This is a genomic window from Kitasatospora papulosa (genome assembly GCF_000717245.1).
In the GTDB taxonomy this organism is placed as follows: domain Bacteria; phylum Actinomycetota; class Actinomycetes; order Streptomycetales; family Streptomycetaceae; genus Streptomyces; species Streptomyces papulosus.
Genome location: NZ_JNYQ01000004.1, coordinates 713,460 through 738,270, shown reverse-complemented (window position 1 = coordinate 738,270; position 24,811 = coordinate 713,460). Strand labels below are relative to the sequence as shown.

The 24,811-nt window shown below is 71.0% G+C and carries 23 protein-coding genes; 12 read left to right on the top strand and 11 right to left on the bottom strand.

Annotation, left to right across the window (positions count from 1 at the left end; translation table 11 throughout):
- Positions 1-119 precede the first annotated feature (119 nt).
- Positions 120-1,673, top strand: coding sequence for an ABC transporter substrate-binding protein (locus tag IA22_RS0114575; protein ID WP_014154481.1), 1,554 nt, complete (start codon positions 120-122; stop codon positions 1,671-1,673).
- Here IA22_RS0114575 and IA22_RS0114570 read toward each other — a convergent pair.
- From IA22_RS0114570 to IA22_RS0114540, 7 genes are all read right to left on the bottom strand, one after another.
- Positions 1,660-2,433: a TetR/AcrR family transcriptional regulator gene (locus IA22_RS0114570; RefSeq protein WP_014154480.1), complete on the bottom strand. Its 774-nt coding sequence runs from the start codon at positions 2,431-2,433 to the stop codon at positions 1,660-1,662. The two genes, IA22_RS0114575 and IA22_RS0114570, sit on opposite strands and share 14 nt — an antisense overlap.
- A gap of 113 nt (positions 2,434-2,546) precedes the next feature.
- On the bottom strand, positions 2,547-3,134 hold the full coding sequence (locus IA22_RS0114565; protein ID WP_014154479.1) for a hypothetical protein: 588 nt from the start codon (positions 3,132-3,134) through the stop codon (positions 2,547-2,549).
- A 175-nt stretch (positions 3,135-3,309) separates the two neighbouring features.
- Entirely contained in the window at positions 3,310-4,080 is a 771-nt protein-coding gene (locus IA22_RS0114560) for a succinate dehydrogenase iron-sulfur subunit (RefSeq protein WP_014154478.1), read from the bottom strand.
- Positions 4,080-5,834, bottom strand: coding sequence for a succinate dehydrogenase flavoprotein subunit (gene sdhA, locus IA22_RS0114555; RefSeq protein WP_014154477.1), 1,755 nt, complete (start codon positions 5,832-5,834; stop codon positions 4,080-4,082). Before sdhA ends, IA22_RS0114560 begins: the two co-directional genes overlap by 1 nt.
- Positions 5,835-5,864: 30 nt before the next feature.
- Entirely contained in the window at positions 5,865-6,344 is a 480-nt protein-coding gene (locus tag IA22_RS0114550) for a succinate dehydrogenase hydrophobic membrane anchor subunit (protein WP_014154476.1), read from the bottom strand.
- Between the two features lie 5 nt (positions 6,345-6,349).
- Complete coding sequence (sdhC, locus tag IA22_RS0114545) at positions 6,350-6,730, bottom strand: succinate dehydrogenase, cytochrome b556 subunit (RefSeq protein WP_014154475.1); 381 nt, start codon at positions 6,728-6,730, stop codon at positions 6,350-6,352.
- Positions 6,731-6,896: 166 nt separating this feature from the next.
- Complete coding sequence (locus tag IA22_RS0114540; protein ID WP_014154474.1) at positions 6,897-7,457, bottom strand: 2-oxo-4-hydroxy-4-carboxy-5-ureidoimidazoline decarboxylase; 561 nt, start codon at positions 7,455-7,457, stop codon at positions 6,897-6,899.
- A gap of 374 nt (positions 7,458-7,831) precedes the next feature.
- On the opposite strand from IA22_RS0114540, the gene IA22_RS0114535 reads away from it, so the two are divergent.
- The 7 genes from IA22_RS0114535 (at position 7,832) to leuE (ending at position 15,655) form a co-directional block, all read left to right on the top strand.
- On the top strand, positions 7,832-9,418 hold the full coding sequence (locus IA22_RS0114535; protein ID WP_030123857.1) for a family 20 glycosylhydrolase: 1,587 nt from the start codon (positions 7,832-7,834) through the stop codon (positions 9,416-9,418).
- 173 nt (positions 9,419-9,591) lie between these two features.
- Entirely contained in the window at positions 9,592-10,098 is a 507-nt protein-coding gene (locus IA22_RS0114530; RefSeq protein WP_030123856.1) for a hypothetical protein, read from the top strand.
- A gap of 116 nt (positions 10,099-10,214) precedes the next feature.
- A complete protein-coding gene (locus tag IA22_RS0114525) occupies positions 10,215-10,802 on the top strand; it encodes a hypothetical protein (protein WP_030123855.1) in 588 nt (195 codons plus the stop codon).
- 267 nt (positions 10,803-11,069) lie between these two features.
- Positions 11,070-11,753, top strand: coding sequence for an RNA polymerase sigma factor (locus tag IA22_RS0114520; protein WP_030123854.1), 684 nt, complete (start codon positions 11,070-11,072; stop codon positions 11,751-11,753).
- A complete protein-coding gene (locus tag IA22_RS0114515; protein WP_014154469.1) occupies positions 11,753-12,823 on the top strand; it encodes a hypothetical protein in 1,071 nt (356 codons plus the stop codon). The genes IA22_RS0114520 and IA22_RS0114515 overlap by 1 nt, the downstream gene beginning before the upstream one ends.
- Positions 12,824-13,311: 488 nt before the next feature.
- Positions 13,312-14,892 (top strand): acyl-CoA mutase large subunit family protein, encoded by a 1,581-nt coding sequence (locus tag IA22_RS0114510; RefSeq protein WP_014154468.1) that lies wholly within the window; start codon positions 13,312-13,314, stop codon positions 14,890-14,892.
- Positions 14,893-14,995: 103 nt separating this feature from the next.
- Positions 14,996-15,655: a leucine efflux protein LeuE gene (leuE, locus tag IA22_RS0114505; protein ID WP_014154467.1), complete on the top strand. Its 660-nt coding sequence runs from the start codon at positions 14,996-14,998 to the stop codon at positions 15,653-15,655.
- Between the two features lie 31 nt (positions 15,656-15,686).
- Here the strand turns inward: leuE and IA22_RS0114500 are convergent, their stop codons facing one another.
- The 4 genes from IA22_RS0114500 to IA22_RS0114485 all read right to left on the bottom strand — a co-directional run bounded on the left by IA22_RS0114500 (position 15,687) and on the right by IA22_RS0114485 (position 19,864).
- Entirely contained in the window at positions 15,687-16,145 is a 459-nt protein-coding gene (locus tag IA22_RS0114500) for a MarR family winged helix-turn-helix transcriptional regulator (protein WP_014154466.1), read from the bottom strand.
- An 86-nt stretch (positions 16,146-16,231) separates the two neighbouring features.
- Positions 16,232-17,395: an acyltransferase family protein gene (locus tag IA22_RS0114495; RefSeq protein ID WP_030123853.1), complete on the bottom strand. Its 1,164-nt coding sequence runs from the start codon at positions 17,393-17,395 to the stop codon at positions 16,232-16,234.
- 64 nt (positions 17,396-17,459) lie between these two features.
- Entirely contained in the window at positions 17,460-18,863 is a 1,404-nt protein-coding gene (locus IA22_RS0114490; protein ID WP_030123852.1) for a polysialyltransferase family glycosyltransferase, read from the bottom strand.
- Complete coding sequence (locus IA22_RS0114485) at positions 18,863-19,864, bottom strand: glycosyltransferase family 2 protein (RefSeq protein WP_030123851.1); 1,002 nt, start codon at positions 19,862-19,864, stop codon at positions 18,863-18,865. Before IA22_RS0114485 ends, IA22_RS0114490 begins: the two co-directional genes overlap by 1 nt.
- Before the next feature lie 158 nt (positions 19,865-20,022).
- Between IA22_RS0114485 and IA22_RS0114480 the strand changes: the two genes are divergently transcribed.
- From IA22_RS0114480 to IA22_RS0114465, 4 genes are read left to right on the top strand one after another with little or no spacing between them, the layout of a single operon-like run.
- Positions 20,023-21,459: a DUF6716 putative glycosyltransferase gene (locus IA22_RS0114480; RefSeq protein WP_051694797.1), complete on the top strand. Its 1,437-nt coding sequence runs from the start codon at positions 20,023-20,025 to the stop codon at positions 21,457-21,459.
- A gap of 20 nt (positions 21,460-21,479) precedes the next feature.
- Positions 21,480-22,724, top strand: a complete 1,245-nt coding sequence (locus IA22_RS0114475) for an acylneuraminate cytidylyltransferase (RefSeq protein ID WP_030123849.1) — start codon at positions 21,480-21,482, stop codon at positions 22,722-22,724.
- 12 nt (positions 22,725-22,736) lie between these two features.
- Positions 22,737-23,672: an N-acetylneuraminate synthase family protein gene (locus IA22_RS0114470; RefSeq protein WP_030123848.1), complete on the top strand. Its 936-nt coding sequence runs from the start codon at positions 22,737-22,739 to the stop codon at positions 23,670-23,672.
- A gap of 11 nt (positions 23,673-23,683) precedes the next feature.
- The gene (locus IA22_RS0114465) at positions 23,684-24,733 is read left to right on the top strand and encodes a hypothetical protein (RefSeq protein ID WP_030123847.1); all 1,050 of its coding nucleotides are present in this window, start codon (positions 23,684-23,686) and stop codon (positions 24,731-24,733) included.
- Positions 24,734-24,811 lie beyond the last annotated feature (78 nt).

Below are 24,811 nucleotides of genomic sequence, written 5' to 3'. Positions count from 1 at the left end.
AGCCTCAGGGCCGGTCTTTCATATGTGAATATCGTGTGATTGGGTGGGTCTGAACATGCGGCGATGATGTGCCTCTCTGTGCACGCGGGCCGGGGTGGGTTGGCAAGGGAGCACGGCACATGCGGTTCATCCGTCTACGGATTCTCGCGATTCTGGCGGTATTGGTCATCGCAGGCGTCGGCGCCTGGCAGTTGCTTCCCTCGGACGACGCCGACACGTCACCGATCACGGTCGGAACGTCCGACGAGGTCACCTCGCTCGACCCGGCCGGCGCCTACGACGCGGGCTCCTGGGCGATCTACAGCAACCTGTACCAGTCCCTGATGACGTTCAAGTCCGGCGCGGTCGTGCCGGAGCCGGACGCGGCCGAGAGCTGCGGGTTCATCGGCCAGAAGCTCCAGACGTACCAGTGCAGGCTGCGGGACGACCTGACGTTCTCCGACGGCCGCAAGATCACGGCCGCGGACGTGAAGTACTCCTTCGAGCGGATGCTGAAGATCAAGGCGGACGTCGGCCCGTCGGTGCTCTTCCCCGGCCTCGACACCATCGTGTCCGAGGGCCGCACGATCACGTTCAACCTCTCGGCCCGGGACGCCACGTTCCCCCAGAAGCTGGCCACGGGCGCCGGGTCCATCGTCGACCCCACCAAGTACCCGAAGGACAAGCTCCGCACGGACAACCAGGTCGACGGATCGGGACCGTACACGCTGAAGTCCTACGAGCCCGGCGTGCTCGCCGAGCTGGTGCCCAACCCGGCGTACAAGGGCGCGCTGAAGAAGACGGGCGGCGCGGTCGACATCCGCTACTTCGAGGGGTCCGAGGCGCTCCAGGCCGCCTGGACGGCCGGCGACGTGGACGTGACGCACCGCCAGCTCCCCGCCGACAAGCTCGCCGAGCTCGACCCGGGCGCGACCGAGCAGCGCGTCACCGAGGCGGACAGCGCCGAGATCCGCAACCTCGTCTTCAACGTCCGGGACGGATCGCCCATGGCGGACAAGAAGGTCCGCCAGGCCGTCGCCTGGCTCATCGACCGCGGGCCGCTGGTCACCAAGGTCTACCGCAACACCGTGGAGCCGCTCTACTCGCTGATCCCGCAGGGATACATCGGGCACGGCACCCCCTTCTTCGACTCCTACCCGCAGTCGGACCCGGACCGGGCCAGGAAGCTGATGCAGGAGGCGGGTGTGACCCTCCCGCTGCACATCACCTTCGCCCACCGCGACGACGACGCCAACAAGGAGGAGTCCACCGAGCTGGTCCGCCAGCTGGAGAAGGACGGGCTCTTCAAGGTCACGGAGAAGGCCGTGGAGTGGCAGGCGTTCCAGAAGGGGTACGCGGCCGGCGAGTACGACGCGTACACCCTGGGCTGGCTTCCGGACTTCCCCGACCCCGACACCTTCAGCCAGCCGCTGGTCGGCCGCGACAGCTCCCTCCACAACGGCTACACCAGCACGAAGATGGACGCGCTGATCGCCGCCACCCAGCAGTACAGCGACCGCGGCCGGACCGCCGCCGACTTCAAGGAACTGCAGGAACTGGTCGGCAAGGACGTCCCGCTGGTCCCGCTGTGGCAGAAGAAGGACTACGTCGTCAGCAAGCAGTCGGTGTCCGGATCCCAGTACCTCTCCGACGGCACGGGGCTCTGGCGGCTGTGGGAACTCAGCTGGATCTGACGTCCCCGGCGTCCTGCGGGGGCGCCCCGGGCATGAACTCCACCAGCACGTCGTGGATCTGCCGCACGAGCGGTCGCAGCACCCGGAACCGGGAGAGCGCGATCGCCCGCGCGGCGATCGGCGCGGTGCGTTCGACGAGCCGGCGGCTGCGTTCGGTGCCCTCGGACCGGTCGTAGACCCAGAACAGCACCAGGCCCATCTGCATCAGCCACATCAACTGCGGCAGCAACCGGGCCAGTTCCGGGTCCGCCTTGGCCGAGGAGCCCGACAGACAGCGTTCGTGCACCGAGATCACCGCCTCGCGGGCAGCGGCGGATTCCTCCGAGAACGGGGAGAGCGGGCTGTCCGGGTCCGCCGCGTTCTTGAAGAACTGCGCGGCGAAGCGGTGGTACTGCCCGGCGACGTCCAGCCAGCTGAGCAGCACACCCCGGATGCGCACGGCGAGGTCCCTGTCCCCTGCCAGCACGGGCTGCACCGCGGTCTCGTGCTCGGCGGCGAGCCGGTCGTAGAAACCCTGGACCAGGTGTTCCTTCGACGAGAAGTAGTAGTACGCGTTCCCGACGGAGACACCCGCCTCCGTGGCGATGGCCCGCATCGTCGTCCGGTCGTAGCCGCGTTCCTCGAAGAGCCGCAGCGCCGTCTCCAGGATCAGGGTGCGGGTCTGCTCGCTCTTCGGCGCCTTGGACTTCGCGGCCGCCCCGTCGACGGAGGCCCGCTTCGCACCGTCCGCGTCCGCCGCGTTCTTCTCTTGCTCCACCACGATGCCAAGGCTAACCGGGCGAGGGCCCGGCCGGGCCCGGCGCCCCGTCCGGTGCAGCGCTCCGGCGGAGGCCGGAGCGCCGTGGACGCGCGTGACGAGCCCGCGCGTGCGACTCAGGCGCTCATCGAACGCGCGGTGTTCACCTGGGACATGACCCACTGGAAGGTCTCGGGCCCCGTCGCGGGGATCATCGTCTGGTGGTGCCGGCCACCGCTGGTCACCGTGATCTGTACGAAGCCCGTCGTGCGCTTCTCCTTCATCAGGAGGAACAGCAGACCGATCAGGCAGAACAGGGCGAAGACGATCGCGAGGACGATGCCCACGGTCGGGATCTTCTCCTCCGTGCGCGACATGTCGGTCGCCGTCCACACCGCGCCCTTGAGCGGCAGGGTGCCGGACGGGGTCACGATGCCGTCGTTCATCACCGTGATGTCACCCAGGGACAGCATCGGGACGCCGCCACCGCCCTGCTGCGCGGGCAGGTTGAAGCCCGGCTCCGTGGGCTGGCCCCCGGGGTAGCCGTACCCGGGTCCGGGCTGTGCCGCGGATTCGGGGAGCGGCTGCGGGTAGCCGTACGCCGGAGCGGCGCCCGGCTCCGGGTAACCGTATCCCTGGCCGTCCGGCATCGTGGGCGGGTTGCCCGGCGGCTGGGGCGGGCCCCACTTGTATGAGTCGTCCGCGTACGGATTCGGATCGCTCACAGCGTTCCCCGTTCTCCCTCAAGCCGTCTGCTCCCGCGCTGTGCTGCTCCGGGAGAGGCGAGCCGGTCACCGGCTCCGCACGACCGTACCGTCCCGGACCGCCCGATGCACCAAGAGGCCCCGCTTCCCGCACCGTCGGTGCGCGGAAACGGGGCCTCCCGGGGCGACCCGTGGGTCAGAAGCGGCGGGTGATCAGCGCGCGCTTCACTTCCTGGATCGCCTTGGTGACCTCGATGCCACGAGGGCAGGCGTCCGTGCAGTTGAACGTCGTGCGGCAACGCCACACACCGTCACGGTCGTTGAGGATCTCCAGACGCTGCTCACCGGCCTCGTCGCGCGAGTCGAAGATGAAGCGGTGCGCGTTGACGATGGCCGCCGGGCCGAAGTACTGGCCGTCGTTCCAGAACACCGGGCACGAGGACGTGCACGCGGCGCACAGGATGCACTTGGTGGTGTCGTCGAAGCGCTCGCGGTCCTCGGGGGACTGCAGGCGCTCACGCGTCGGCTCGTTGCCCTTGGTGACGAGGAACGGCATGACGTCGCGGTAGGCCTGGAAGAACGGGTCCATGTCGACCACGAGGTCCTTCAGGACCGTGAGGCCCTTGATGGCCTCGACCGTGATCGGCTTCTCCGGGTTGATGTCCTTGATCAGCGTCTTGCAGGCGAGCCTGTTCTTGCCGTTGATCCGCATCGCGTCGGAGCCGCAGATGCCGTGTGCGCAGGAGCGACGGAACGTCAGGGTTCCGTCCATCTCCCACTTGATCTTGTGAAGGGCGTCGAGCACACGCTCCTTCGGGTCGATCGAGATCTCGAAGTCCTGCCACTCGACCTCGTCGGAGACCTCGGGGTTGAAGCGGCGGATCCGGAACGTGGCCGTGATGTACGGGGTGTCGGCGAAGCCGGCCTCGGGGGCCTTGTCCGACTTCTCCAGGGTGGGGGTTGCCATCAGTACTTACGCTCCATCGGCTGGTAGCGGGTCGTGACGACCGGCTTGTAGTCGAGCCGGATCGACTCGGTGCCGTCGTCCGCGACCTCGCGGTACGCCATGGTGTGGCGCATGAAGTTGACGTCGTCGCGGTTCGGGTAGTCCTCGCGGTAGTGACCGCCGCGGGACTCCTTGCGGGCCAGCGCGGACGTCGCCATGACCTCGGCCAGGTCGAGCAGGTTGCCCAGCTCGATGGCCTCCAGCAGGTCGGTGTTGAACCGCTTGCCCTTGTCCTGGATGGACACGTCGAGGTAGCGCGCCCGCAGCTCGGCGATCTTGTCGACCGCCGTCTTGATGGTCTGCTCGGTGCGGAACACCATCACGTTGGCGTCCATGCACTCCTGCAGCTCCAGGCGCAGCGCGGCGACCCGCTCGGTGCCCGTCGAGTTGCGCAGCCGCTCGACCTGCTCCTCGACCAGCTGCGCCGGGTTCTCGGGAAGCTCGACGAAGTCGTTCTTCGCGGAGTACTCGGCGGCGGCGATGCCCGAACGGCGCCCGAAGACGTTGATGTCGAGCAGCGAGTTGGTGCCGAGGCGGTTGGCGCCGTGCACGGAGACACAGGCGACCTCGCCGGCGGCGTACAGGCCCGGGACGACGGTGGTGTTGTCGGCCAGCACCTCACCCTCGACGTTGGTCGGGATGCCGCCCATGGCGTAGTGCGCGGTCGGCTGGATCGGGATCGGGTCCGTGTAGGGCTCGATGCCGAGGTACGTGCGCGCGAACTCGGTAATGTCCGGGAGCTTGGCGTCCAGCTGCTCCGGCGGGAGGTGCGTGAGGTCGAGGTAGACGTGGTCGCCCTCGGGACCGCAGCCGCGGCCCTCACGGATCTCCGTGTAGATGGAGCGGGACACGACGTCACGGGACGCGAGGTCCTTCATGACCGGCGCGTACTTCTCCATGAAGCGCTCGCCATCCTTGTTGCGGAGGATGCCGCCCTCACCGCGGGCGCCCTCCGTCAGCAGGATGCCCATGCGCCAGATGCCCGTCGGGTGGAACTGGAAGAACTCCATGTCCTCCAGCGGCAGACCCCGGCGGTAGCAGGCGGCCTGTCCGTCACCGGTCAGCGTGTGCGCGTTCGACGTCACCTTGAAGAACTTGCCGGTGCCGCCCGAGGCGTAGATGACCGACTTCGCCTGGAAGACGTGGATCTCGCCGGTGGCCAGCTCGTAGGCGACGACGCCGGCGGACTTCTTGACGCCGTTCTCCTCGACGACCAGCTGGTCCAGGACGTAGAACTCGTTGAAGAACTCCACGCCCTCCTTGACGCAGTTCTGGTACAGCGTCTGGAGGATCATGTGGCCGGTGCGGTCGCCCGAGTAGCAGGCGCGGCGGACCGGGGCCTCACCGTGGTTGCGGGAGTGACCGCCGAAGCGGCGCTGGTCGATCTTGCCCTCGGGCGTACGGCCGAACGGCAGGCCCATCTTCTCCAGGTCGAGGACGGCGTCGATGGCCTCCTTCGCGAGGATCTCGGCGGCGTCCTGGTCGACCAGGTAGTCGCCGCCCTTGATCGTGTCGAAGGTGTGCCACTCCCAGTTGTCCTCCTCCACGTTGGCGAGCGCGGCGGCCATGCCGCCCTGCGCCGCGCCCGTGTGGGAGCGGGTGGGGTAGAGCTTCGTGAGCACGGCGGTGCGGCTGCGCTTGGTCGACTCGATGGCCGCGCGCATACCGGCGCCGCCGGCGCCGACGATGACGGTGTCGTACTTGTGGATCTGCATGGTTTTCCTCTGGTCCCTCTGTCCCGGCGCCTAGCGGATGTTCGGGTCGAAGGTGAAGATCACCAGCGTGCCCAGCAGGACGGTGAACACCGTGGCGGTGTACAGGAGCATCTTCAGCCAGAAGCGGGTGTTGTCCCGTTCGGCGTAGTCGTTGATGACCGTACGGAGGCCGTTGGCGCCGTGGAGCATGGCGAGCCACAGCATCGCCAGGTCCCAGACCTGCCAGAACGGCGAGGCCCAGCGGCCCGCGACGAAGGCGAAGCCGATCTTCGACACGCCGCCGTCGAGCACCAGCTGGATCAGCAGGTGACCGATGACCAGGACGACCAGCACGATGCCCGACAGGCGCATGAAGAGCCAGGCGTACATCTCGAAGTTGGTGCGCGAGCCCTTGGGGGTCTTGCCCGTGCGCTTGCGCGGGGGCTCGATGACCGGGGCCGGGTTGTCGACGTCGTAGAGGCTTACGCCCTCGACGTCGCCGATCGCGGAAGAAGGTGTCTCGGTGGACATCGGCCTCAGCTCCCGAAGACTTCACGTACGGCGTGACCGAGGACGGGGTACAGGGCCCCGACCATCAGCACGATCCAGATACCCAGGACGGTCCAGAGCATCTGCTTCTGGTAGCGCGGGCCCTTGGCCCAGAAGTCCACGGCGACGATGCGGAGACCGTTCAGCGCGTGGAAGAGGATCGCGGCCACCAGGCCGTACTCGAGCAGCGCGACGAGCGGGGTCTTGTAGGTGGCCACGACGTCGTCGTACGCCTCGGGGGAGACACGCACGAGTGCGGTGTCAAGGACGTGTACGAACAGGAAGAAGAAAATGAGGACACCGGTGACTCGATGAGCCACCCAGGACCACATGCCTTCCCGGCCGCGGTACAGCGTTCCAGCCGGCACGGAAGAACCCTCCGGGAGCGGGGATTGGGGTCGGCCGGCTTGACTGTCGGTCTGACCCGGCCGGGTACGGTCCACCGGCCCCGGCCATCGTAGCGACGCTTTGTCGGTTCCATGGCGGCGGGGCCTCGGGTGTGATCAAAGCGGCAGTCAAACAGGCACGGACGGGCTACCGGGGGCCATATGCCACCGGGGGGAACGGGCCGGGCGTCCGCCCGGCCTCCGTCACCAGCTCGATGATGCGGCCCCGGGCGAGTCGCCGCATCTCCTCCGCGGTCAGGGAACGCTCCTCGTCCGGTTCGTGCGTCAGCCGGGTGCGGATGGCTGCCAGCACCTGGTCGACGTGCTGGGAGGGGCGCAGGCCGTCGAGGCAGATCACGAAGACGTGGCCGAAGCGGCTCTCGTACGCGGCGTGCGCGGCGCGCAGGGCCAGATGGGCGGCGCGGGGCGCGTCGTGGTGCAGGCACGGGGCGCTCTCCGTGGCGAGCGCCTCGGCGATGTCGGCGGGCGCGAGGTCGTACCCCGCCTCGTCGGAGGCGGCGAGCAGCGTGTCCACGTCCGGGTAGGGCCGGTGGGCGGCCAGCCGGTGCGCCCACCGGCGGCTCCCGCAGCACTCCAGCAGGGAGGCCTCGGCGAGGTCCCGGGGCCAGGCGTTGAAGCGCGCGAGGCCACTCGAGTGGGCACTCGTGCGGGTACTCACCGACACTGGTTCCGGAACGACGGCCTCCATGGGGGCCTCCCGGAGAGCCGGGGCGGGTCCCCGGTGCTGGACGGGGACCGCCGTGCGGCCGGCCTGCCGCGGTGGCTTCGGCAGGTCGGGGTGCGGCTCGCTGGACCTGGACAGCGGGACTCCTCGGACGAATGACATCTGTGACCCTGGACAAGAGGGCCCGGAGAGCGGCGAGGTTGCGCGGAGTGGGAGTGAGGACTGGTACGTATGTCCCTTCACGCTAGCGAGGCGTGGCGGCGCGCAGCCGAATGATGCGAGAACTTCACCCGGACGGGAGAGTTTCGGAACGCTCGATGGACGAATCAACGGGGGAAATGCCCGACTTTCTCATCTTCTTTGAACTGTTTATCCCCCGATCCGGAGGTTTCTGACCGATGTCTCGCTCACGCGCACCTCTGGTGGCCGGTGCCGCCGTCGCGGTGGCCGCCGCCGTCACCCTCACCGTCGTCGTGTGGCCGGACGACTCCGGCCCCGGGACCCAGAACAGCGGATCCGCCTCGGCCCGCACCTCCGCCTCGCCGTCACCCACCCGGAGCTATCCGCTGTCCACGGCGCCGCGGACCATACCCGCGGTCCGGGAGCACACCGCCGCGCGCGGGCCCGGCTGGAAACCGTCGAAGGACAGCGCGGTCGTCGCGGCCGACCCCGCCCTCACCGACGAGGCGAAGCTGCTCGCGAAGGAGCTGAAGATCGGCTACCGGGGCGAGAAGTCCCCGCGGTCCGGCGACGTCGAGCTGGCCCTCGCCTCCTCGGGCAAGGGCGACCCCGAGTCGTACACGCTGAGGACCGAGGGCAACCAGGTCACGATCAGCGGGCCCGGCCAGGCGGGCGTCTTCTACGGGACCCGCACCCTCAAGCAGTCGCTGAACGCCGACGACACCGTGCCCGAGGGCGTCGTCCAGGACACGCCGGACCGGCCGCAGCGGGGTCTGAACCTCGACATCGCGCGCAAGCACTACAGCGCGGAGTGGATAGAGGACCGGCTGCACGAGATGGCCGACCTCAAGCTCAACCAGCTCGGCCTCCACTTCTCCGACGACCAGGCCTTCCGGATCGAGTCCGACTCGCACCCCGAGGTGGTCTCCGAGGAACACCTCACCAAGGCCGAGGTCCGCCGGATCCTGAAGCTCGCCCAGAGCCTCCACATCACGGTCGTCGGCGAGATCGACTCCCCGGGACACCTGGGCGCGGTCCTGCGCGCCCACCCCGACCTCCAGCTGCGCAACACGCAGGGCGTCGCGCGGCAGGGAGCCATCGACATCTCGAAGGAGGAGTCGGCGAAGATCGTCGACGACCTGCTGAAGGAGTACGCCGAGCTCTTCCCCGGCGACTGGTTCCACGTCGGCGCGGACGAGTACCAGGCCCTCACCGTCAGCAGCCCGCGGGCCTCCTACCCGCAGCTCGCCGCGGCCGCGGTCGAGAAGTACGGCGACGGCGCCACCGTCCAGGACCTGGCGGAGGGCTGGCTGAACGACCGCGCCGCCGTCATCCGCAAGGCCGAGAAGATTCCCAAGGCATGGAACGACGGTTTCTTCAGCGGCGGGACGGTCACCGCGGACAAGGGCATCGAGGTCGAGTACTGGACGGGCAAGGAGATCGGCGCCCGGCCGCCCCAGGACTACCTCGCCGAGGGCCGCGACGTGATCAACCTCAACGACGAGTACCTCTACTACGTGCTCGGCGAGCCCAACGACTTCACGTACCCGACGGGCAAGCGGATCTACGAGCAGTGGACCCCGTTCGTCCTGCGCGGCACCGAGCCGGTCCCCGAGCGTTACTCGAAGCAGATCCTGGGCGGCCGGTTCGCGGTCTGGGGAGACTTCCCGAACGCGCAGACGCAGGCGCAGGTGGCCGAAGGGATCCGGATGCCGCTCAACGCGGTCTCCCAGAAGCTGTGGGACCCGCGCGAGCCGAAGCTGACCTGGGCGCAGTTCCAGCAACTGGCGGACGAGACCGGCTGAGCCGGGTCCGCCCTACGTCCCGCACCGCGCGTGCCGCGCATCCCGGAGGAGGGGTGCGCGGCACGCGCGCTTTCCCGTCCCGGCGCCGGCCGGCCCCGGGACCGGCCCGTTCTCGCGCTTCGCCGCGGTGCGGGGCGGGAAGAATGCACCCCGGACCGCGGGGGGAGCGCGACGTGGGTTTCTGGGGCTGCTATCTGGTGGGCCGCAGCGGGGAGCCGCTCATCGGCCATCCCGCGCTGAGGGACGCGCGCGAGCGTCTGACACTGCGGGAGTACCGCGCGGACGGGTGGCAGGTCTGGTCCCACCCCACGGACTCCTCGCTCGGCAGCATGACCGCACTCGCCGACGCCGCGCGGGCGCCGGTACTCCTCGGCTTCGTCATGGACGGGGTCTGTGTGGCCGTCGAGGCGGCGGCGCCGCACAGCGGCTCCTGGTACGCCTGCCTCGGCAGGACACCCATGGCCGAGCACCTGGGCCCGGACGGCCCGACACGGGAGGAGCTGTTCCTCCCGCCCGAGGACGCGGCGGCCCGAGCCGTCCTGTGGGCGGCCGAAACCGGCCGCGGCGTTCGCGAGGGGCCACTGCTCGAACTGCTGCGGATCGAGCGGCCCGAGCGGTCCGGAGAGGAACTTTTCTTCGCTTTCCTGGACCGTCTGGGCATCGAGAGCCTGTCCGGCTGAGACCCGCTGTGCGCTCGCGTGTCGGAAGAGTGACGTTTTTCAGCCATCTGGCGCAGTACGCGGTAACGGGAAGCGGTGTGCTCCCGGAGACCGACGGACCGATGGGGGAGGCGTCGATGAGCCTGCTGGAGCTGATCGCCCGTGCCGACGAGCGAGGACTGGCCGTGAGCGGGGTCGCCTGCCTGGACCGGTGCCTTCCGGCGGAGGACGGGGGTGACCCGGAACCGCTGCGCCCGCTCTGGGCGGCCTGTGGGAAGGGCGCGGAATGGGCCGCCCGGCTGGACGCCGTGCACACGGCGCTGGAGGCCACCGCCGGAGGTGACGCCGTCGTGGCCCGCGTCCGCGCGCTGCTGGGCGCCGCCCCCCGGGACTTCGCGGCGGAACCGCTGCGCGCCTGGGCGGACGCCTGCTCGCTGCTCGCGCTGGACGTCCACCGCGCGTACGACTTCCCGGCCGGTGACGACGCGGGGGGCGAGGACCTCCGGGCCGGCGACGGCGCGGGCGCCGGGCCGCTCGTCACCGGGGAACTGCGCCGCCAGAGCGAGATCCTGGAGAGCCTCGCCGAAGCCGCGGGCGCCGAGGGCGGCGGGACCGGCCTGCGCCGGGTCCTGGACCTGTCGACCGAGGGCCGGCGGGTGCTGCGTGCGGTGGTGTCCCGCCGTGCCCGGAGCGGTGTCCTACCGGGCGGCGTGTCCCTGACGTGACGTCATGAGGGGGAGGGGACGACGACCGGGGCCGCCACCCCCCACAGGAGAGGCCCCGGCCGTCTTCCACAGGGCCGCTGTGCGGCCCCGTACTCATCTCTGCGCCACAGGTGCGTTTTCTGTCACACCGCACTGGGTCAGGAGACAGTTGCAGGTTGTACAAGTCATGGACGGGGCACCGTCCGACCACGTAGCGTGCTGACTCGCGCAGGGTGGCGCAGTAGCGGTGACCAGCTACGATTCCGATCGGCAGGGCGGGTTGAGGGAGTGCTGGGGGACGACGCGGAGCTGACCGCCGCGGTGCTCGCGGCACAGGACGGGGACGAGGACGCCTTCCGTACTGTGTACCGCGCCGTGCACCCACGGCTGCTGGGCTACATACGGACGCTGGTCGGTGAACCGGACGCCGAGGACGTGGCGTCCGAGTCCTGGCTGCAGATAGCGCGTGACATCGACCGGTTCAGCGGTGACGCCGACCGGTTCCGCGGCTGGGCCGCCCGGATAGCGCGCAACCGCTCGCTCGACCACCTGCGGATGCGGGGCAGGCGCCCTGCGATCGGCGGTGACGAGAGCGAACTCGAGGGCGAGCCCGCCGAGTCCGACACGGCGGGGGAGGCGCTGGAGTCCCTGGCGACCGGACACGCCATGTCGCTCATCGCGCAGTTGCCGCAGGACCAGGCCGAGGCGGTCGTGCTCCGCGTGGTGGTCGGTCTCGACGCGAAGAGCGCCGCGCGGACACTGGGCAAACGCCCTGGCGCGGTGCGCACCGCCGCCCACCGGGGACTTAAGCGGCTGGCGGAGCTGGTGGGCGCCGACCCGGGCCCGGAGGACGGCCTTCCGGTGGCGGGACCGGAGCTCGGGGCGGTGCCCCCGCAGCGCCCCGGCCGCAAGGGCGCGGCCGCACCCGCCGGTGTGACGCATTCGCGTCCGTGGACGCAGAAGGACATGTGATGGCCGACGAGCAGCACCAGTGGCTTGATGCGGACGCGGCGGAGCTGTTGCTCCGCGGCGAGTCCGTCGAGCTCGTCGACGACCACGCCGGGACACAGGCCCGGAAGCTGGAGGCCGCCCTGCTCGCGCTGCGTCCCTCCGCCGTTTCCGATGGCGAACTGCCGGGCGAGAAAGCCGCGTTGGCCGCCTTCCGTGAGGCGCCCCGGAGCGGGAAGCGGGCCGGTGCGGCCGCCGGCCCCGCGGAACGGCGGGACGGACTGCCCGCCGTACGCATCGGGGCCTCGTCCGCCTCTCCGCTCCGGCGGCGTCCGCGCTGGACCCGCCCGGTGCGCTACGGCCTCGCCGTCTCGCTCGCCGGGTGCGCGCTCGGCGGTGTGGCGGTCGCCGGGGGTACGGGCATGCTGGCCGTACCGTTCATCGGCCACGGCTCACCGGTCCCGGCCGCGTCCGTCTCGGCGGGCGCGTCCCCCGAGGAACCGGGCGCCGAGGTACCCGACGCGGGTGAACCCTCACCCCTGCCCTCGGTCCCGCTCCGTCCGCCCGTCTCCCCGTCGCCCTCCGACGTACCGGACACGGGCACGGACGACGGCGACGGGCCGACCGGACACGGCGGCGACGCCACGGACCGGGCCGAGGGCGGCGCCCGGGACGACGGCACCGACGACGGCCAGGACGGTGCGGACGGCCGCCGGACGCCCGAGCGCTCCCCGGCCGAGGTGTACAGGAAGTTGCTCCAGGCCTGCCGCGCCTACCGCGAGGACACGCTGAGCCGCGAGGAGGAGGCCCGGCTCCTCGAGCTGGCCGACGGAGAGTCCCGCCTGGACCGCTTCTGCGACCGCCTCCTGGGCACGGACGGGCGTGACGACGGCGACGGCAAGGGCGAAGGCGCCGACCGGGGCGAGGGCGGCGGCAAGGACGAGGACGGCGAGGGCTCCCTCCCTCCGGTCAGCTTCCGTCCGCCGTCGGCGGAGAGCGGGCGCGAGAAGCTGCCGCAGGGCGGCAGGACCCCGGGGCCGACGGCGGGAGCCACCGCGGGCGCCTCGGCCGTATCCTCGCTCACACCACGCTGACCTGCACAAACACGCCGACTGTAACGTTCTCCGGTGCTACGGCGCAGTAAGAAGTGCCGACTGGTCATCGGCCGCGCAACGAGCCGGGGTTCCCCCCGTACCTTCGGCTCGGCGCACCTGGCGCGGGCGGGACACGTTCCCCCGGTCCCGCCCGCGCCCCCAGTCCGGTCACGTGCCCTGCCGGTGGATGACGACCCTGCCGCTGTTGCGCACCCGGCCGAAGAGCGCCGCGATCCTCCCCTCGTCCCGTACGTGCGTGCAGCCGGCGGCGATGCGCCCCGCGTGCCCGTGGCGTTCGCCCCTCCGCGTGTCGTCCCGCCCTGCCCGGTCGCCGGATCCTGCGCATGATGGGAGGCGCGAGGCCGGGCCGCCGGGCACGAGCTGTGAGCAAGGTCCCAGCGGAGGGAGCCCGCAGGCCGTCGCGCCGCCGCTAGAGTCCGTCGCGCAGCTTGTTACCGATAAGTAGCTTTGAGTGGGAGGCACAGCAGATGACGCGTGAGTCCGAGTCGGGACTGCCCATCGAGCCGGTGTACGGGCCGGAGGCGCTCGACGGCTGGCGGGCCGAGGAGAAGCTGGGCGAGCCGGGCGCCTTCCCCTTCACGCGCGGTGTCTACCCCACGATGTACACGGGCAGGCCGTGGACGATGCGGCAGTACGCGGGGTTCGGCACCGCCACCGAGTCCAACGCCCGCTACAAGCAGCTGATCGCCAACGGCACGGCGGGTCTCTCCGTCGCGTTCGACCTGCCCACGCAGATGGGCCACGACTCGGACGCGCCCATCGCCTCCGGCGAGGTCGGCAAGGTCGGCGTGGCGATCGACTCGATCGACGACATGCGCGTCCTCTTCGGAGGTATCCCCCTGGGCGAGGTCTCCACGTCGATGACCATCAACGCCCCCGCGGCGCTCCTGCTCCTGCTCTACCAACTGGTCGCCGAGGAGCAGGGCGTGCCGGCGGAGAAGCTGACGGGCACGATCCAGAACGACGTGCTCAAGGAGTACATCGCCCGGGGCACGTACATCTTCCCGCCCAAGCCCTCGCTGCGGCTGATCGCCGACATCTTCAAGTACTGCAAGGCCGAGATCCCGAAGTGGAACACGATCTCGATCTCCGGCTACCACATGGCCGAGGCGGGTGCCTCCCCCGCGCAGGAGATCGCCTTCACCCTCGCGGACGGCATCGAGTACGTCCGGACCGCCGTGGCGGCGGGGATGGACGTGGACGACTTCGCGCCCCGGCTCTCCTTCTTCTTCGTCGCGCGGACGACGATCCTGGAGGAGGTCGCCAAATTCCGTGCCGCGCGCCGGATCTGGGCGAGGGTGATGCGGGAGGAGTTCGGCGCGAGGAACCCCAAGTCGCTGATGCTGCGCTTCCACACCCAGACCGCGGGCGTCCAGCTCACCGCCCAGCAGCCCGAGGTCAATCTGGTCCGGGTCGCCGTGCAGGGGCTGGGAGCGGTCCTCGGCGGCACGCAGTCGCTGCACACCAACTCCTTCGACGAGGCCATCGCCCTGCCCACGGACAAGTCGGCCCGCCTCGCGCTGCGCACCCAGCAGGTCCTGGCGTACGAGACGGACGTGACGGCGACGGTGGACCCCTTCGCGGGTTCGTACGTCGTCGAGAGGATGACCGACGACGTCGAGGCCGCCGCCCTGGAGCTGATGCGCAAGGTCGAGGACATGGGGGGCGCGGTCGACGCCATCGAACGCGGCTTCCAGAAGGGGGAGATCGAGCGCAGCGCGTACCGCGTCGCCCAGGAGACGGACAGCGGCGAGCGGGTGGTCGTCGGCGTCAACCGCTTCCGCCTCGACGAGGAGGAGCCCTACGAGCCGCTGCGCGTCGACCCGGCGATCGAGGCCCAGCAGGCCGCCCGCCTGGCGAAGCTCCGGGCCGAACGCGACCAGGGCGCGGTGGACTCGTCGCTGGCGGACCTCAGGAGGGCGGCCGAGGGGACGGACAACGTGCTCTACCCGATGAAGGACGCGCTCAGGGCACGGGCCACCGTCGGCGAGGTCTGCGACGCGCTGCGGGAGGTCTGGGGCGCGTACGTCCCGACCGACGCGTTCTGAGCGGTGATCCGGCACGGCCGGCTGCCGGACGGCGACGCGGACCGGTCCTCCGCGATGTGAACCACCTGGACGGAGTGCCGCACCCGCGTGCGACACTCCGTCCATGCTGGGTGTCACCGATCTTCCGACCTATCTCGCCGGCCTGGTGCTGATCATTCTGCTGCCGGGTCCGAATTCGCTGTACGTGCTCTCCGTCGCCGCCAGGCGGGGGGTGCGCACCGGCTATGTGGCCGCCGCCGGTGTGTGGACCGGGGACACGGTCCTGATGACCCTGTCCGCGCTGGGCGCCGCCTCCCTGCTGCAGACGACGCCGCTGCTGTTCGCCGTCGTCAAGTACGCGGGCGCCGGATATCTGACCTGGCTGGCGATCGGGATGATGCGGACCGCCGTGTCGATGTGGCGTGAGCGGCACCAGCGGGCCGTCGAGCTGACGGAGGAGAGCGCCGCACCGGCGGCGGGCGTGGAACACCCGTACCGGCGGGCGCTCGTGGTCAGCCTGTTCAACCCGAAGGCGATCCTGTTCCTGATCTCCTTCTTCGTGCAGTTCGTCGATCCCGGCTACGCCTATCCGGCGCTCTCCTTCCTGCTGCTGGGCACGCTGCTGCAGATCGGCAGCTTCCTCTACCTCTCGGCGCTCATCTTCGGCGGCACCCGTCTGGCCACCGTGTTCCGCCGCCGCAAGCGGCTGTCGGCGGGGGCCACCTCGGCGGCGGGCGTGCTGTTCCTCGGCTTCGCGGCGAAGCTGTCGCTCGGCGGGGTCTGACCGGGCCGGACCCGGCGGCGGGGCTCAGGACTCAGTGGTGCCAGGCCTTGCCGCCCACGTTGTGGATCATCCGCTGGAGGACCTTGAGGGCGGCGACGAAATCCTCGTCCGGGATCCCGGCGTGGATCTCCGCGCTCGCCCTGCCGACCCGTTCGAACGCCTCGGCGCGGAGTGCGTGCCCTTCGGGCGTGAGCCGCAGGCGGGCGGTGGGGTCCTGGGTGACCAGGCCCTTGGCCACGAGGGCGTCGATCTCGGGCTCCAGCGAGTCACCGACGTTCAGGTAGCCGCGGAGCGTCGCGACCACCTCGCCGCGCGGACGGCCGTGTTCGTCCGCCTCCGTCAGCTGGTTGAGGACCCACCAGGGAGGCTGGGTCAGACCGTGTTCGGCCAGCGCGGCCCGGATGTGGGTCACGGTCGCTTCGTGGGCGGCCCAGCTCCAGTAGCCGATGGGCTGCCGTGCCAGTCCCGCGTCGTCATGTGAGTAGTCCATGCCCCGGACCGTAGGACCTCGAGCGAAGTCGAGGTCAAGGCCGGGTGCCGGGCTCCGTGGATCCGGCACCCGTATGCGGCCCGCCCTCAGCCCGCCCGCTCGCGCAGCGGAATCCTCGCCGCCTGTGCCGCCATCGCGCGCTTCAGCCGCGGGCCGAACGGTTTCTCCACCAGGCGGTGCAGCAGATGGGCCAGGACGAGCATGGTCGCCACCGCCGCGACCAGCGTCACCTGCGGCGGCAGGTGCAGCGCGCGGTTCATGATCCGGATCGCGAACCAGCCCAGATGCTCGTGCAGCAGGTAGAACGGGTAGGTGAGCGCGCCGGCGACCGTCAGCCAGCGCCAGTTCGCCCAGCTGAGCCAGCCCAGGGCCACGGCGGCCACCGCGACGAACGCCAACGTCACGATCGCCTGGATGACGTACGGGGAACGCGCGAAGTCGCCCTCCATGCCGGGGTGCCAGAGGGCCGTGACCGAGTACCGCTGGCCGAGGAGCCAGCTGGTGAGCACGATGCCCCACAGCAACAGGTCGCTGCCGTAGCGGTGGATCAGGTAGAGGGCCAGGCCGCCGATGAAGTACGGGGCGTGGTCCCGCATCACCAGGACGTCGGTGAGCGGGCTCTGGGCGACCCGTGCGAACACGGACGCGAAGATCCAGCCGATGCAGAAGACCACCACCTGCCGGTACGTCACACCCCGCCAGACCACGAACACGGCGAACAGCAGGTAGAACCGCATCTCCACCCAGAGCGTCCAGCACACCCCGAGGACCCGGTCCACCCCCATGGGCTGCTGCAGCATCGTGAAGTTGACGAGGAGTTCGTTCAGCGGCAGCGGCCGGACCACCACCGGCAGCAGCACCGCGGCAGCGGTGACGACGACGATCGCGGCCCAGTAGGCGGGGTACAGGCGGGCGACGCGGGAGCGGAAGAAGTCCCCGGGGCTCCTGCCCCAGCTGCTCATGCAGATCACGAAGCCGCTGATGACGAAGAACAGCTGCACCCCGAGACTGCCGTACGTCGCGAACGACGACAGCGTGGGGAACTTCAGCCCCGGCGACTGCCCCCAGGCCTCGGCCACCGGGCCGTTCTTGCCCGCGTAGTGGTACAGGCAGACCATCAGGGCGGCCAGGATGCGCAGCCCGTCCAGGGCGCGCAGGCGGCCTCCGCCCCCGCTCCCGCTCCCGCGCTCCGGGCGGGGTTCCGGACGGTCGATCGCTGCCTGGGCGGGCAAGGCCGGCGCGCTTGTCACTTCGGTGGTCCTTCCACGTCTTCCACGGTCTTCCCCCCGGGAAGACGGACGGTCGTGCGCGACTTCAGCTGCCGTTGACCCGGCCCGCCCCCGGCATCCGGCGGCTCGCCGCCCGCTGCCAGGTCCTCGCCTGCCGCGCGAACCTGCGCACGGTGGGATTGCGGGGGAGGAAGTCGAACTGCGAGGGCAGCGCTCCGGGCAGCGCGAGTGCCGTCAGACGGCGACGCCGGAAGTAGCGGTTCCGGCCGGCTGCGGACTGCCGGGCCAGGAACGCCTCGGCCGCCGGGCGCAGCTGCGGGTAGATCTTCGGCTGCATCGCGAAGCCGACGGCGGTGACCAGCCCGGTGAACTCCTGCTGGACCGTGTCCTCGTCCGGCAGGGACCACGCGGTGACCTCCGCCGGATCCTCCAGGTCGGGCAGCAGGGCGTCCACGATCGTCAGCGGCACCCGGTTGCTGTTCTGGTACGGGGTCAGACCGCTGAGCAGCGTGTCCGTGCCGATACGGGCGACGGGAATGCCGTAGAAGGCGGAGGCGGTGAGCAGGGCCGTGGAGAACGCGCCGACGACGAGAGCCGGGTTCAGCCGCTGATAGACGACCTCGGCGATGACCGGCGCGTCCAGCACGGTCAGTTCGGCTCCCAGCCGCTCCGCCTCCTCCTCCAGCGCGCGGGACCAGCCGGCGGGGGCGGAGGGATGCGGCTTGAAGACGATCCGGCGGTGCCCGAGCCCGACGGCACCGCGCACCATCCGCACATGGAGGTCCTCCTCCTCCGCGGGCGTCAGGACGTCGATCGCCGACAGGTACTGGCCGAGCAGCAGTGCGGGAGAGTCCGGCACCTGCGGTGCGGTGAACGCCTGCGCCGAGTCCGACAGTTCGGACAGCACCTTGAGGAACTCGGCCGTGGGGACGATCTCGGACGCCACGTCGAACTCGGACAGCAGCAGCGGCCGGAGGCCGGGTACCAGGTCCAGGTGGAGAAGGCGCTGGACACGGGTGCCGATCAACGGGTCGATCTTGCTCCGGGTCGGGCCGTAACTCATCAGCCCGTCGGCGTAGACGTGGACGGGGCTCTCGCCGAAGATCTTCGCGACGGCGTTGGACGGGTTCGCCTGGATGGACTCGCAGGCGATCTCCACCGGACCGTCACCGAGGTCCCAGGCCAGACGCAGATACCGCTCCCAGAGCAGGGTGTCCTGCTCACGCGGGAACCAGCCCGCCGGGTGGAAGGGGCTGATGAAGTCGTTCCAGGAGATCACGGTGTCGAACTCGGGCCGCAGGCACTCGAATCCGTCCATCCGGTCGAGCGGGGTGCCCACTTCCGGGGCGTACGAGGTGTCGCTGACGACCAGCAGCCGGCGGTGTTCGTCGCGCGGGCCGAACAGGCCCGCCCGGATCGCGGCGGTGACCGTGGCGGCCGCGTACTGCGAGCAGGCGAAGAAGAGCTGGGTGGAACGGCGGCCGGACATCAGGTGGAGGCTCCTGTGGTGACGGAGGGGACGGTCCCCGCGGGGACCGGACGGCGTCGGACTCGGCGGAGCCGCGCCGCCCGCTGGTCACCGAGCGAGTCCAGGGTGTCGCTGAGGAGGTCCTGCGGGAGTCGCTGCAGTGCCGCCGCGCTCATGGAGCGCAGCTTGCGGGCGACGGCCGGTTCGAACCTCTCGACGGAGTCCAGGTGGTGCGCCATGACGGCCGCGTAGGTGCGGACGGCCTTCGGAAGCAGCTTGTCCGCCTCGGGATCCCGCGCGGTCTCCTCGATGACCTGGTCGAAGGCCCGGATGAAGTCGAGCTGCCGTACGTCGCCGATCTGGGTGAGCGAGGACGCGACGCCACGCCGGTAGAACACGCCGAGCAGGCCGACCGCGGCGAAGCTCTCCGCCTCCCGGTGCAGCCGCCAGATCCACGGCCGGTCCTCGGCGGTCCGCAGTCCGTGCGTGAAGTGCAGCAGCCCGCGGTCGACGAGACGGCGGTGGTAGATGCCGGCCCAGGCGTACGGGTAGTCCACCGACGTGGTGCGGTCGGCCGGAAGGATGGCGTCCCGCGGGCTGAAGGGGACGCCCCGCAGCCCGTGCGGCACCCGGTGCACGGTCCGCGCCCTGCCGGTGACCTGTACGTGGTCGGCGCGGACGAAGTCGCACCCCAGGTCCTCCGCGGCGGCGAGCAGCCGCGCGTAGTAGCCGGGAGCGAGCCAGTCGTCGCCGTCCAGGAAGGTGAGGTACTCGCCCGTCGCGGCGTCCAGACCGGTGTTGCGCGCGGTGGCGAGCCCGCCGTTCTGCTCGTGTCTGATCACGACCGCCCCGGGGATGTCGTCCCGCGCGCGGCGCAGGATGTCGTACGTCCCGTCCGTGGAACAGTCGTCGACGAGGATGAACTCGAAGTCCTCACGCGCGTTCGCGCGCAGGCTTCTGAGGGTGTCGGGCGCGTATGTCTGCACGTTGTAGAACGGCACGATGACGGAGAGCTTAACCACGAGCTTCACGCTAGGCGGCGGCCTGTCATGCGGCTTGTCCCACGGAAGGACAGGGGATGAACGAGCCGTGTCGGCTCCGTTAACCTGCCCGTCCCACCTGCGCGAAGAGGCTTTCCGGAGGCCCGATCCCCAAGCGTCGGCGGGGAGTTAACCATCTGTTGCCCCCGCGTTGGGCCGCTCCTCGTTATGCCTTCCTAGCTTCTTGGACGTGCCCCCCCCGTACCGATGAAACGGCCGCTCCGGCCGACACCCCGACAGCCGACCGTGCGGCCCTCCGCATCGCCGTGCTCGCGGACTCCGACACCCGATGGAAGTGGGGCGCGCTCACCGCGCGCCGTCTCTCCGGGGCCTCGGAGTCCGGCACGGCGGAGCGCCCCGTCGAGATCAGCGGGCTGCTGCTGCGCGGCCGGGCCACCCCGACCCCCCGCCAGCTCGCCGAGGTCGGCGAGGTGGGGGTCGACGCCGGCCGGGTGCGCGAGGTGACCGCGGTCGAGTTCCTGCACACCGTGCGGGACGAGGAGTACGACGTCGTCGTCCTCGCCCTCGTCGGCGGTGCGGTCCAGGCGATGCTGCACGGTCTGGCCGCACTGGAACTGCCCCGCAGGCCCGTCGTCGTCACGGGCTACGTCGGAGTCGTCTACGAGAAGCTCGCCGACGGACTCCTGCTGCGCCACGGCGCGGACGTCGTCCTCGCCAACTCCCGCCACGACGCCGCGCGGTTCCGCGCCGTGTACGAGGGCGTGGGCGCCGACGCGTCCTCCGTCACCGAGGCGGCCCTGCCGTTCCTCGGCGGGGAACCGCACCGGGCGCAGGAGGGGCGCGACACCGTCGTGTTCGCCGCCCAGCCCTCCGTACCGGCGTCCCGCGCCGACCGCACGTATCTGCTGCGCCGGCTCGTCGAGCACGCCAGGCTGTACCCCGGCCGCGAGGTGCTGCTGAAACTGCGCTCCAAGCCGGGGGAGCACACCACACACATCGAGGAACTCCCCTACCAGCGGCTCGCGGAGCGGCTCCCCGGCGGCCTGCCGCCCAACTTCCGCCTCGTGTACGGACACATGGGCGAGGTCCTGGACCGCACCGACCTGCTGGTCACCGTCTCCTCGACGGCCGCACTGGAGTCCCTGCACCGGCGGATCCCGACGGCCGTCCTCTCCGACCTCGGCGTCCGCGAGACGCTCGGGAACCACCACTTCGTCGGATCGGGCCTGATCACGTCCTGGGACCACCTCGACGGCGGCGTACGCCCGGAACCCGACGAGGAATGGCTCGCCGGCCAGGGCGTCGCCGCCGACGGCTCGTACGCCTCCGCCTACGACACCGCCCGCGCCCGCGTCGGGGAACTGCTGGCCGCCGGGCCGCTTCCCCGCCTCGCCCCCTACTACACACCGGCCACCGCGCCCGGATACCTCCCCGGCATCCTCGCCCGCCACCACCTGGGCCCCGACGGCCACCCGCTGCCGGGGGCCGTCACGCCCAGGGAGACCGGCCGGGTCCGGGGAGCCGTCCGCGAGACCGTACGCAACGCGGCGCGCGGCGCCTACCGCCACGGCGTCCAGCGGGTCGCCCCCGTGATCCGGCGGATGGGCGAGCTGTGACCACCGATCCAGGAGCAACCATGACCCCGACCCCCACCGTGCTCGCCGTGATCCCCGCCCGTGGCGGATCCAAGGGCGTGCCCGCGAAGAACCTGGCCCGGGTCGGCGGCGTACCGCTCGTCGCCCGCGCCGTCCGCGCCTGTCTCGCCTCGCCCGAGGTCACCGACGTCGTCGTCACCACCGACGACCCGGCCATCGCCGCGGCGGCCGGAGCGGCGGGGGAGGCGCTCGGGGAGGACGCCCGGCTGCACTGCGTCCAGCGGCCCGCCGCCATCGCCGGTGACACGGCGACCAGCGAGGACGCGGTCCTGCACGCCCTGCACACCTACGAGTCGGCGGCCCACGGCCGCAAGGCGGACGTGGTGCTCCTGGTCCAGTGCACGAGCCCTTTCATCACCCGTGAGGACATCGACGGCGTCGCCGCCGCGGTCGCCCGTGACGGCGCCGACACCGCCGTCACCGTGGCCCCCTTCCACGGCTTCGTGTGGCGCGACGGCGGCGCGGTCGAGGACGACACCTACGGCGTCAACCACGACAAGGCCGTACGCCCGCGCCGCCAGGACCGGCCCCAGGACTACCTGGAGACCGGCGCCGCCTACGCCATGGACGTCGAGGGCTTCCGTACCCACCGCCACCGCTTCTTCGGCCACACGGCGCTCGTACGGACCGACCCCGCCCGGGTCCTGGAGGTCGACGACCCGCACGACCTGGCCCGGGCCCGCGCCCTCGCCCCGCTCCTGGACCCCTCGCCGTACCCCACCCGGACGGACGTCGACGCCGTCGTCCTCGACTTCGACGGCACCCAGACCGACGACCGCGTCCTCATCGACTCCGACGGCCGCGAGATCGTCGCCGTGCACCGGGGCGACGGTCTCGGGATCGCCGCCCTGCGCCGGGCCGGCCTGCCGGTCCTGATCCTCTCCACGGAACAGAATCCGGTCGTCGCCGCCCGCGCCCGCAAACTCCAGGTCCCCGTCCTGCACGGCATCGACCGCAAGGACCTGGCGCTCAAGCAGTGGTGCGAGGAGCAGTCCGTCGCTCCCGACCGCGTGCTCTACGTCGGCAACGACGTCAACGACCTGGCGTGCTTCGGCCTGGCGGGCTGGCCCGTCGCCGTGGCGAACGCCCACGACTCGGTACGCGCCGCCGCGCGCGCCGTGACCACCAACCCCGGCGGCTCCGGAGCCATCCGCGAGATCGCGGCCTGGCTCCTGGGCCCCACGCTCACCGTCGCCACCGACGTCCCCGCGACCCCCACCAAGTAAGGAAGCACCACCATGAGCAACACCTCCCGCCTGCGCACCTTCGGCACCCGCACCGCCGGCCCCGGCCACCCCGTTTACGTCACCGGTGAGATCGGCATCAACCACAACGGTGACCTCGACAACGCCCTCGCGCTGATCGACGTGGCCGCCGAAGCCGGCTGCGACGCCGTCAAGTTCCAGAAGCGCACCCCGGAGATCTGCACCCCGCGCGACCAGTGGGACATCGAGCGCGACACCCCCTGGGGCCGGATGACGTACATCGACTACCGCCACCGCGTCGAGTTCGGCGAGGCCGAGTACACCGCCATCGCCGAGCACTGCGCGAAGCGCGGCATCGACTGGTTCGCCTCCCCGTGGGACACCGAGGCCGTCGCCTTCCTCGAGAAGTTCGACGTCCCCGCGCACAAGGTCGCCTCGGCCTCCCTCACGGACGACGAGCTGCTCCGCGCCCTGCGCTCCACCGGCCGCACCGTCATCCTCTCCACCGGCATGTCGACGCCGAAGCAGATCCGTCACGCGGTCGAGGTCCTCGGCAGCGACAACATCCTGCTCTGCCACGCCACCTCGACCTACCCGGCGAAGGCCGAGGAGCTCAACCTGCGGGTCATCAACACCCTGCAGCAGGAGTACCCGAACGTCCCGATCGGCTACAGCGGCCACGAGACGGGCCTGCAGACGACCCTCGCCGCCGTCGCGCTGGGCGCCACGTTCGTCGAGCGCCACATCACCCTGGACCGCGCCATGTGGGGCTCCGACCAGGCGGCCTCCGTCGAGCCGCAGGGCCTCACCCGCCTCGTCCGTGACATCCGCACCATCGAGGCGTCCCTCGGTGACGGCGTCAAGAAGGTCTACGAGTCCGAGCTCGGCCCGATGAAGAAGCTCCGCCGGGTCGCGGGCGTCGTCGCCGAGGGCGAGAACGCGCCGGCCGCCGAGCCGGTCGCGGTCTGACGGGCCGACCGGTGAACCTCGCCTTCGTCGAGAGCCCGGTCCAGCTCCTGAACGTCCTGGAGTGGACCCACACCCGGGGAGGAACCGACACCACGATCGTCGTCCTCCCCCCGGTCGACCCGATGTCGCGCGGACAGCTGCGCAGGATGGCGGAGCTGGCCCGCGACGAGGGCATCACCGTCCGCTGGCAGGAGGCGCGCGGGGAGACCGGCGCGCCTCTGAAGGCCCTGCGGGCGCTGACCGGCCTGATCCGCAAGGCCGCACGCATCGTCATCGGGGACCCCTTCTCCCGGTACGTGCAACTGCTCCTCAGCCTGGTCCGCACCCGCCGGATCACGGTCGTCGACGACGGCACCGCCACCATGGAGTTCGTCGCCCAACTCGCGCGCGGTGAACGCCTGGTGCGATGGCACCGCAGGGGCAGCGGGGGCCCGCGCGAGCTGCTCCTGGCCCCGGTCACCTCCGCGGCCCGCCGCAGCTTCACCCCGTCGGCGTCCCGCACGGTCGAGGTGTTCACCGCCATGCCGGTGGAGGCCCCGGAGGGCATCGAGGTCACGGCGAACGCCTTCGCCTGGACCCGGGAGCGCTTCGGCCCGCCGCTCATCACCAAGGGCGCCGACCTGGTCGGCACCTCCCTCGTGGAGACGGGGGTGATCGACCCCGCCCCCTACGAGCAGGCGGTCACCACGCTGGCCCGCGCGCACGGCGCGACGCGCTACTTCGCCCACCGCCGTGAGTCCGCGGACAAGCTCCACGCCCTGGAATCCGCCACCGGCCTGGAGATCGTCCGCCCCGACCTTCCCCTGGAGCTCATCGCCCGCAGAGGCCCCATCGGCCACACGGTCCTGAGCTTCCCGTCCACCGTCGTCCACACCCTTCCCCTGGCCCTGGTGGGCACGGGAGTGAAGGTCGCGGTGTGCGACATAGCACCGGAATGGCTCCGCGACACGGCGTCGCCCCGTGCCCAGGGCTTCCTGAGCGGTGTCACCGAGACGGCCAAGGACGTGCAGCGGCTGGCGCCGTGGCGGGCCACGGCGGTCACCGCGGTCACGGAGGGATGAGGGGCGGCGCCGGCCGCCCTCACCCCGGTGCGGTGCCGCGCGGACCCGGCGCGGTGCGAGCTCCGCGCGGGACCACGC

Coding starts and splice junctions, on each gene's coding strand:
- IA22_RS0114550 (WP_014154476.1), bottom strand. CDS start 6,344: ATGTCCACCGAGACACCTTCTTCCGCGATCGGCGACGTCGAGGGCGTA.
- IA22_RS0114490 (WP_030123852.1), bottom strand. CDS start 18,863: ATGTCCGGCCGCCGTTCCACCCAGCTCTTCTTCGCCTGCTCGCAGTAC.
- IA22_RS0114475 (WP_030123849.1), top strand. CDS start 21,480: ATGACCCCGACCCCCACCGTGCTCGCCGTGATCCCCGCCCGTGGCGGA.
- IA22_RS0114470 (WP_030123848.1), top strand. CDS start 22,737: ATGAGCAACACCTCCCGCCTGCGCACCTTCGGCACCCGCACCGCCGGC.
- IA22_RS0114525 (WP_030123855.1), top strand. CDS start 10,215: ATGAGCCTGCTGGAGCTGATCGCCCGTGCCGACGAGCGAGGACTGGCC.
- IA22_RS0114510 (WP_014154468.1), top strand. CDS start 13,312: ATGACGCGTGAGTCCGAGTCGGGACTGCCCATCGAGCCGGTGTACGGG.
- IA22_RS0114515 (WP_014154469.1), top strand. CDS start 11,753: ATGGCCGACGAGCAGCACCAGTGGCTTGATGCGGACGCGGCGGAGCTG.
- leuE (WP_014154467.1), top strand. CDS start 14,996: ATGCTGGGTGTCACCGATCTTCCGACCTATCTCGCCGGCCTGGTGCTG.
- IA22_RS0114500 (WP_014154466.1), bottom strand. CDS start 16,145: ATGGACTACTCACATGACGACGCGGGACTGGCACGGCAGCCCATCGGC.
- sdhA (WP_014154477.1), bottom strand. CDS start 5,834: ATGCAGATCCACAAGTACGACACCGTCATCGTCGGCGCCGGCGGCGCC.
- IA22_RS0114535 (WP_030123857.1), top strand. CDS start 7,832: ATGTCTCGCTCACGCGCACCTCTGGTGGCCGGTGCCGCCGTCGCGGTG.
- IA22_RS0114560 (WP_014154478.1), bottom strand. CDS start 4,080: ATGGCAACCCCCACCCTGGAGAAGTCGGACAAGGCCCCCGAGGCCGGC.
- IA22_RS0114540 (WP_014154474.1), bottom strand. CDS start 7,457: ATGGAGGCCGTCGTTCCGGAACCAGTGTCGGTGAGTACCCGCACGAGT.
- IA22_RS0114575 (WP_014154481.1), top strand. CDS start 120: ATGCGGTTCATCCGTCTACGGATTCTCGCGATTCTGGCGGTATTGGTC.